The organism is Vibrio sp. AIC-3 (assembly GCF_013114515.1).
In the GTDB taxonomy this organism is placed as follows: Bacteria; Pseudomonadota; Gammaproteobacteria; order Enterobacterales; family Vibrionaceae; genus Vibrio; species Vibrio crassostreae_C.
On sequence record NZ_VTXG01000029.1, the window covers coordinates 52,508 to 59,714 of the forward strand.

The 7,207-nt window shown below is 39.3% G+C and carries 8 protein-coding genes and 1 pseudogene; 5 read left to right on the plus strand and 4 right to left on the minus strand.

The window, feature by feature from the left end:
* Window positions 1–270: 270 nt before the first annotated feature.
* Complete coding sequence (locus F0229_RS17610; RefSeq protein ID WP_171733368.1) at window positions 271–1,848, plus strand: EAL domain-containing protein; 1,578 nt, start codon at window positions 271–273, stop codon at window positions 1,846–1,848.
* 385 nt (window positions 1,849–2,233) lie between these two features.
* Complete coding sequence (locus F0229_RS17615; RefSeq protein WP_017068500.1) at window positions 2,234–2,587, plus strand: membrane protein; 354 nt, start codon at window positions 2,234–2,236, stop codon at window positions 2,585–2,587.
* A 173-nt stretch (window positions 2,588–2,760) separates the two neighbouring features.
* On the opposite strand, the gene F0229_RS17620 is transcribed toward F0229_RS17615, so the two are convergent.
* Window positions 2,761–3,240, minus strand: a complete 480-nt coding sequence (locus F0229_RS17620; RefSeq protein ID WP_017068825.1) for an Sbal_3080 family lipoprotein — start codon at window positions 3,238–3,240, stop codon at window positions 2,761–2,763.
* A 195-nt stretch (window positions 3,241–3,435) separates the two neighbouring features.
* On the opposite strand from F0229_RS17620, the gene F0229_RS17625 reads away from it, so the two are divergent.
* The 3 genes from F0229_RS17625 (at window position 3,436) to F0229_RS17640 (ending at window position 5,151) form a co-directional block, all read left to right on the plus strand.
* Entirely contained in the window at window positions 3,436–3,834 is a 399-nt protein-coding gene (locus tag F0229_RS17625) for a hypothetical protein (RefSeq protein ID WP_017067715.1), read from the plus strand.
* Window positions 3,835–4,622: 788 nt separating this feature from the next.
* Window positions 4,623–4,871, plus strand: coding sequence for a type II toxin-antitoxin system Phd/YefM family antitoxin (locus tag F0229_RS17635; protein WP_004730320.1), 249 nt, complete (start codon window positions 4,623–4,625; stop codon window positions 4,869–4,871).
* On the plus strand, window positions 4,861–5,151 hold the full coding sequence (locus F0229_RS17640) for a type II toxin-antitoxin system RelE/ParE family toxin (protein WP_171733369.1): 291 nt from the start codon (window positions 4,861–4,863) through the stop codon (window positions 5,149–5,151). Before F0229_RS17635 ends, F0229_RS17640 begins: the two co-directional genes overlap by 11 nt.
* 103 nt (window positions 5,152–5,254) lie before the next feature.
* On the opposite strand, the gene F0229_RS17645 is transcribed toward F0229_RS17640, so the two are convergent.
* The 3 genes and pseudogenes from F0229_RS17645 to F0229_RS17655 form a co-directional block, all read right to left on the minus strand.
* Window positions 5,255–5,890, minus strand: coding sequence for a hypothetical protein (locus F0229_RS17645; RefSeq protein ID WP_171733370.1), 636 nt, complete (start codon window positions 5,888–5,890; stop codon window positions 5,255–5,257).
* 102 nt (window positions 5,891–5,992) lie between these two features.
* Window positions 5,993–6,988 (minus strand): HEPN domain-containing protein, encoded by a 996-nt coding sequence (locus F0229_RS17650; protein WP_171733371.1) that lies wholly within the window; start codon window positions 6,986–6,988, stop codon window positions 5,993–5,995.
* A 124-nt stretch (window positions 6,989–7,112) separates the two neighbouring features.
* Window positions 7,113–7,207 (minus strand): annotated as a pseudogene (locus F0229_RS17655) (IS5/IS1182 family transposase); the annotation flags it as partial.

Below are 7,207 nucleotides of genomic sequence, written 5' to 3' on the forward strand. Positions count from 1 at the left end.
GCTCATTCAGCTCATTCAGCCAGAGCAAATAACAATAAAATTTATCAGGATATAAGCATTTGTTATCCGCATAAATCATCAAAAATGACGCCTCGCCAACTCAAATAAATGAGATAACGCTCAGATTTTGCTGGTAAAACTAGAAAACATATTATTTATATCAATAATTCGTGCCTGCATTCACAATATTAATTATTTATATTGCTACGTAATCGTTAACTTTATAAATTAAATCGAATGCTCACATAAATCGGTAACGCTTCTCCAACTATGGATATCAAGTACCAAAACATTGCCAAGACTTCATTTTACTTTGCCATTTCTTTCTTTTTTTCCATGGCAATGCTCATTCCTTTTACACCGCATCACTACCAAACATTAACCGAAGACACATCAAGGTTAGTCGAAACCAGGTTAGAAGGGATCCAATCAAGGTTCGACCGTTTTTTATCTAAAGTTAGACCTGAACAGTCATGCGACGCGATCGTTAGACAGCTTCGACAAAACGTTTTTGAAGCCGATTGGGTAAAAGAAGCAGCGGTATTCAATAAACAGAACCGATTTTACTGTTCAACCACCGATGGTGACGTTTCATTTCGCCTATACAGCACCATCAGGCAGCGACTCAATGACGACCCGAATTTAACAACCCTGTCGTATTCCAACTCGGCCATCACGCAAGTTCAGTCCATCATGCTCATTTTCTCGAACAAAGAAGATGCCGGAGTGAGCCTGATGATTCCGCCACACTTCATCTATGACCTTGTTGAAACAAACCTGAGCAGCCATGGAATACAGGCCAAAGTTGAAGTGATCAAAAGAGATATCCACCCTACCGATATTGACTCATCAATCGCCAAGGTGCGGATACAATCAAACACCTACCCATTGACCATCACCTCATACATTGGGTATCAGTTTTATCTTCACTTCATGTTGAGTTATTTATGGTTTGGCTTTTTGATGGCCGGAATCACCACCATTATTCTCCTTTCCATCAAGCATAAAAAGCAGAGCCAACGCAGCTTAGAATATTCGCTTTCAAGTGCGCTAAAAAACCAACACCTTCATGTTCACATGCAGCCTATCGTTAACCAAAACACCAATGAGATCGTCGGCTGTGAGTCACTATTACGATGGAACGACCCAATTGAAGGTAACGTCTCCCCGGCTATTTTCATTCCGCTTGCTGAAAGTTTAGGCTTAATTGAGGAGCTCACCTACTTCGTGCTGCGCAAAGTATTAATGACGTTGAAAAGCAATCAAGATGTGTTCGACTCAAAGTACATCAGCGTCAACATCAGCCGCAACGTAGTGTCTAACAGTAACTTCTCTAACAAAGTGATCAGCATCTTTAAAAGACACCCTGAGATCCTCAAGCAGGTGGTTTTTGAAGTAACCGAATATGGTGAATGTTCTGATGCCGACATGGTCAAAATTAGAGACAACCTAACCAAGCTATCGAACAGGGGCGTCAGAGTCGCGATTGATGATTTTGGTACAGGCTACGCAGGGTTAGATTTCGTAAGACAGTTCCCGTTCAGCATTCTCAAAATCGATCGCGTGTTTGTGAAAAACATATCCGACGAATCCAGCTTTGGTCTCCCTTTGCTAGAGTCCATGCTTCAACTATCACGCTCCTTAGGCATGCAAGTCATCGTCGAAGGTGTCGAGTATGAATCCCAAGTGAAAATCTTATCTAAGCTCGGTGTCGACTATATCCAAGGCTTCTATTTTTATAAGCCGATGCCGATAAACCTGACTGTCAGCTTACTCAGGCAGCAGCATTTTGAGTCCGATAACGTTGAGGAATCATCCTTTTCAACACCAAAATGTGAGCAGCTTTAAACAGGTTCGATGGGATAAGCGCTGAAGATACAGTTCAGAATAATGCTTAGTACAACGCGTCACTTTAGCTTACGGTACGTTTCCCCACTCTTACACCCAGGCAGGCTTTTACCATATTTGTGACTTAAATTATCGACGCGTGTTTTGGTTGGTTTTATGACTACTCGTAATCGCTAGCATGCTATCAGCGTGATTTTTGTTCCAATCAATCTTTTCGTTAATGTCTTTTTTATCAACAAAGACCCAGTGAGACATACACTCTACACACAATACCAAACACATCACAACGCAGCATGTAACATATGCAACAAGCAACTAATTCGTGACCATCAACAAGATAATACCGTATCATGTGCGTGATTAAATTAACCTAGGAATCAATCACATGGAAAATACTGAAGTAATTAATACGGGGCTCTCAGAGAAGGACAAAAATGCAAAAACTCATGCCATCATCGCGTATGCGTTAATGCTATTAGGCTTCTTTACTGGTATTAGTTTTCTTGCAGGTGGTATTTGGGGCATCGTTAAAAAGTCCGATGCTCAAGGGACTGTCTTTGCGGATCACTACGACAACATCACCAAAACATTCTTTGTTTCGATTGTGCTTACTATCATTGGCGCTCTAACAGCCGTTTTTGTTATTGGCTATGTTGTTCTTCTTGTTGCCGCGATCTACACGCTTTGGAAGTTGATTGCTGGTTTAGCAAAAATTACTTCAGACAAGAGTTTTAATTAATATGAAAAGATGCGAAGCCGCAGCTTTAAAGCGACGGCTTCACATCTTCGTCTATTCGTCTATTCGTCTATTCGTCTATTCGTCTATTCGTCTATTCGTCTATTCGTCTATTCGAGCAGAGCTTAAAGAAAAATAGAAAGCGAACAAAGGTATAAGTTAGTAAACTAATTAGACTAGTTCGTCGCTTTTGAATCTGATGAATTAGCTGCTTTCGTTGCTTCTTCAGCAGTTTTCTTACCAAATACCGTATCCATCATAAAACCAATACGCTTAGCTGCATTACCAAATTTGTTTGGGTTAGCCGTGTATGGGACTTTAAATTCTACTTCACCTACTCTTTGTCCGTTCTGATAAGCATTGATCTCCGCTTGCTTTAAGAACAACGCTAAGTCCCAGCTCCAATGGCCTTCATACTCCAATGTCAGCTTATCAAGATCGTGCTTCGACTTATCAGGTACGACGGTGTAGGTATAATCGTTATCTTGCAGCCACGTTTCCATAGTATTTAAAAACCCTTCACGTGTTTCAGCGTCTTTAACGATAACAACATCAACTTCAGTCGTAGGTTCTGGAATCGCGCTCCCAGTGTAACGAGGGGCTCCACAACCAGCCAAAATTAAAACCGAAAGCGATAATAGTAGGTATTTTTTCACGTTATATATCCATTAACAGTTAACTGCGTGAATGATACCACATCAAAAAAATGACTTATTATATAAGCAAAGGTTAATCAGACATTCCTTGTTACATAAGGCACTAAAAAACAACGAAAGAAAATGCGAAGGCTATGGGTCTCCTTTGATGAACATTTAAATCATCGCATCATTGAATGCATCATAAGGGATATCATGGAAAAGACACTTCAAACCAAACTGGCGACTAGCCTACTACTGCTGAGAATCGGCATTTTTATCGTCTTCTTGTTCTGGGGCTTGGATAAGATCCTTGTCCCTGAGCACGCGACAAAAGTACTGTCTGGCTTTTACGGTATCGACATCTCGAACAATGCGATGATGGCTCTGGGTGTCGCGCAGCTCGGATTTTTAGGCGCATTCGTTGTAGGCATGTGGAAAAAGTACACCTACGGAGCCATTTTAGTCCTTCATGCAGGCTCAACCTTTTCCTCTTTTGGAAAATACATGGACCCGTTCAACAACCTACTATTCTTCGCCTCTTGGCCAATGCTCGCAGCCTGTATTGCGATCTTTTTACTTCGCGACTACGACACTTATAGCGTTTCCAACTAACACAAAGGGCGCCGTTATTGGCGCCCTGTTTGGTTGGGTTGATTCTTATCAACCTAAAATACTCTGTTAGCTGTATGACCCTATTTTACATTTCTATAAGTTACTAGAAACCCTGTCAAACCTATTGAGAGAGCAGCAATACATACTCCCCTCAGTATTGCATCATTGAGATAAGCTGAGTAGAAAAGCATTGCAATAAATGCACTACATGACACCAAAAAAGGTGCAATTGAACGATGGGTAAAACGTGAAGTATCAACCACACTATAACGATCTAGAACCAAATCCAAGAGCAAGAGCATGTGCATAACAAACAAAACATTTAGTACTGGAAGTACCCAGTAAAACCAACTATCTACAGGAAAGCTAAATAGTTGAACAAAGGTAAGGTGAGCCAATATAAAAAACAAAATACTTTTCCAACCATTCGAACTACTTTGTACTCTAATGCGGTATGTTCGTCGGGCGACAGAAGCAAGTGGCTTGACTGAAGAAACCCAAATAGCCAACCAAACTATAAGTAATACCATGGTTCAAGAGCCTCTAAATTAAGGTTTACGCAGCTATTTTGAATTAGATATCTAGAACTATTATCCCAAGATATCGACACTTTACGCCTTGCTAAGGTGTGAGCAAACCAATACCTTAGCCTCCGCATAATACCTTAAACACATAAACCAACGCATAGTAAAAATGCCACGTGTTGCGAATCAATCTTAAGCAACTTGTTATACCGCTTGATTGAGGCTAAAATGACCAAAATAAAGACCACTTAAGAGACCTATTAAATGACCACTAGAATTTTAGCCGATGTTGCTGCAAGCATTACTGAGTTGAAAGCTAACCCTATGAAAGTTGCAACTAGTGCTTACGGTGAACCTGTTGCTGTACTGAACCGAAATGAGCCAGCATTTTATTGCGTACCAGCCGAAGCGTACGAAATGATGATGGACAGACTCGAAGATCTTGAACTACTAACTATTGCGAAAGAGCGTGAATCTGAAGAGAGTATTTCGGTAAATATTGATGACCTATAAACTCGACTTTAAAAAGAGCGCACTCAAAGAATGGAAAAAGCTTGGCTCAACGCTTCAACAACAATTTAAGAAAAAGCTAATCGAGCGTTTAGATAACCCGCATGTTCCGGCTTCAAAACTCTCTGGAGCTGACAACATGTATAAGATTAAGCTGCGCCAATCGGGCTACCGTCTCGTCTACAAAGTTGAAGACGATGTCATCATTGTAACCGTCTTAGCAGTCGGAAAACGCGAACGTAGCGATGTTTACCGTAAAGCTATGAAAAGTTTAGATGATTGATTGCGGTATCGCCGCATTAAGCGGACTAAAATAGTGGGTTATAATGTGTAGCGAAGCGAAATCTAACCCACTGTTTTAGTTCCGTTTAAATGCCTTGTTATAACTATTTTCTGATGAAGTTGAAATCAGTTTTCCCTGCCTCACCTGCCAACTTCAACATTCCCTCTAACCCACTTGCTTCATCAATCTCATCTTGAACTTCAGTTTGTCTAATTTCTATATACTTTTTCAAAAATTCTGCCGATGAACGGATAACCAAGGTAAGGTATTTTAAAAACCTTGTACTGTTAGGCGGGTAATTTAGATCCGTTTCGGAATCAAAAACCTTATGCTTTTGCTCGCCATCAACATAAGTATTGATCGCGGTTTCTAAAATCTGCTGATTAACAAAATAAGCAACCGCAGGATCATCCATTTTGTTCAAGAACATCCTTATTTCAGGATTCCACTCCAGAGCTTTGTTAACCAACTCTTGTTTCAAATGCCCCACAAATTTATTACGCAGATATTTTGCAAATTCACACTCTTTTGAAAATGTTCGATAAAATTCGTTTAACTCTGGGTGATGCTGATACATTCGCCGTATTGTTACTTCAAAGTCAAAAAGATTCGCAACAGATATAAGACCTTGTTTCAGAAGCACCATACTTGGCATATCACCGATACCATTTTCGGTAAATTGAGTATCAATAGATACTAGATCTGCTTTAAGTACTTTTGCTTGTAAGAATTGATCCACTGAACTCTCGCTATAGTTATAACGCCTTGCTAAGCGGATAAAAACAGTTGGTTAAAATCGCGAAGCGATAACCAACTGTTTTTATTCCGTTTAAGCAACTTGTTAAGAGTCAACTTCATCCAACACTTTAATATTCAGGATGAAGTCATGTAATTTATCTAGGTTACCAATACGATATAATAACTCCTCACTTGTCAATTGACTTCCAGAGTCATGAACTATCATGTTCCTTATGTGATTAGCTTCCTTAAGTTCAAAATAAATCCCTTTATCAACTACACCTTTATTTACTAAATCTTTAGTCATGAAAGTCACTGTTCGATGCCTAAGCCTATTGCTATCACTATCAGGTGAAACTGATTGAACTAACTCAAACAAAGTTTTCTCTAAAAACTTCCACTTGTTGATGTATTCACCATAAAGTGCGTTCGTTTTACTTGCAACGACTTCAGCTAATTCATCACGCTCTTCTTCTGGTACTTCCACTTTATCGAGGTTTTTTATGGCGTCTTCTAGTTTTGGTTTTACCTCTTTGACAAGTGTTGAAACTTTATCGTAATCATCTTTAGTAAAAAAATTGTTATGTGCTATTTTGCAGCGCAATTCATAAAGCCTTTCCCAGCGAGATTCAATGTATGAGCTTTCGCAATCAACATGTTTTCTAAAGTATCTTTCCCAATTAGACTTAGGTAAAAATCCTTTGAATTCAGCTAATGAAACTTCGTCTTTCTCACCTTCTAAAGATCGAATTCTTTCATTCAAAGCCTTTATATCTAATGTCCGATACTCATCAAACAAAAAAGTTGAAAGATCCTTGAAATCAGTTTCATACAAATAATTATTATTACCTGCAGGTTTTGTTCTTGTAGAATTCTTTAGTTCTTCTGGTATAGCTTCTTTCGTCCAACCTAAACCAACAATAGTTAACATAAACTTGGTTATTAACTTTCGCATCAAGTTTTCTATTTCATGGATTGTAGGGTATGCCTTTTCAGAATAATGAAAGCTAACATCATCCCACAGTACCTGTGGCTTTTTATCTGATGCCATGTGTAATAGCTTTCTAGTTGCCTTAAGGGCATCTTGAAATTCATCCATTCTTGATACGTCTTTACAATTAAGCTTTATATGAAAAAACCTATTTTTGTCTGCCTCAGTTTCGCCACCTTGTAATTCATAGCCAACTTCTAGGGCGTGTTGATCTTTGCTGTAGATTTCGTGTTCAACAATACATCGGTAGCCACATTAACATGAATGCCAGCGATAACATGCTGGCATAATTCCTTTCTAGCTTGTCATATCTACTTGAAATAGCTC

Excerpts from the sequence above, each read along its gene's own strand:
- F0229_RS17610 (WP_171733368.1), top strand. The coding sequence starts at position 271 with ATGGATATCAAGTACCAAAACATTGCCAAGACTTCATTTTACTTTGCC.
- F0229_RS17615 (WP_017068500.1), top strand. The coding sequence starts at position 2,234 with ATGGAAAATACTGAAGTAATTAATACGGGGCTCTCAGAGAAGGACAAA.
- F0229_RS17625 (WP_017067715.1), top strand. The coding sequence starts at position 3,436 with ATGGAAAAGACACTTCAAACCAAACTGGCGACTAGCCTACTACTGCTG.
- F0229_RS17635 (WP_004730320.1), top strand. The coding sequence starts at position 4,623 with ATGACCACTAGAATTTTAGCCGATGTTGCTGCAAGCATTACTGAGTTG.
- F0229_RS17640 (WP_171733369.1), top strand. The coding sequence starts at position 4,861 with ATGACCTATAAACTCGACTTTAAAAAGAGCGCACTCAAAGAATGGAAA.
- F0229_RS17650 (WP_171733371.1), bottom strand. The coding sequence starts at position 6,988 with ATGGATGAATTTCAAGATGCCCTTAAGGCAACTAGAAAGCTATTACAC.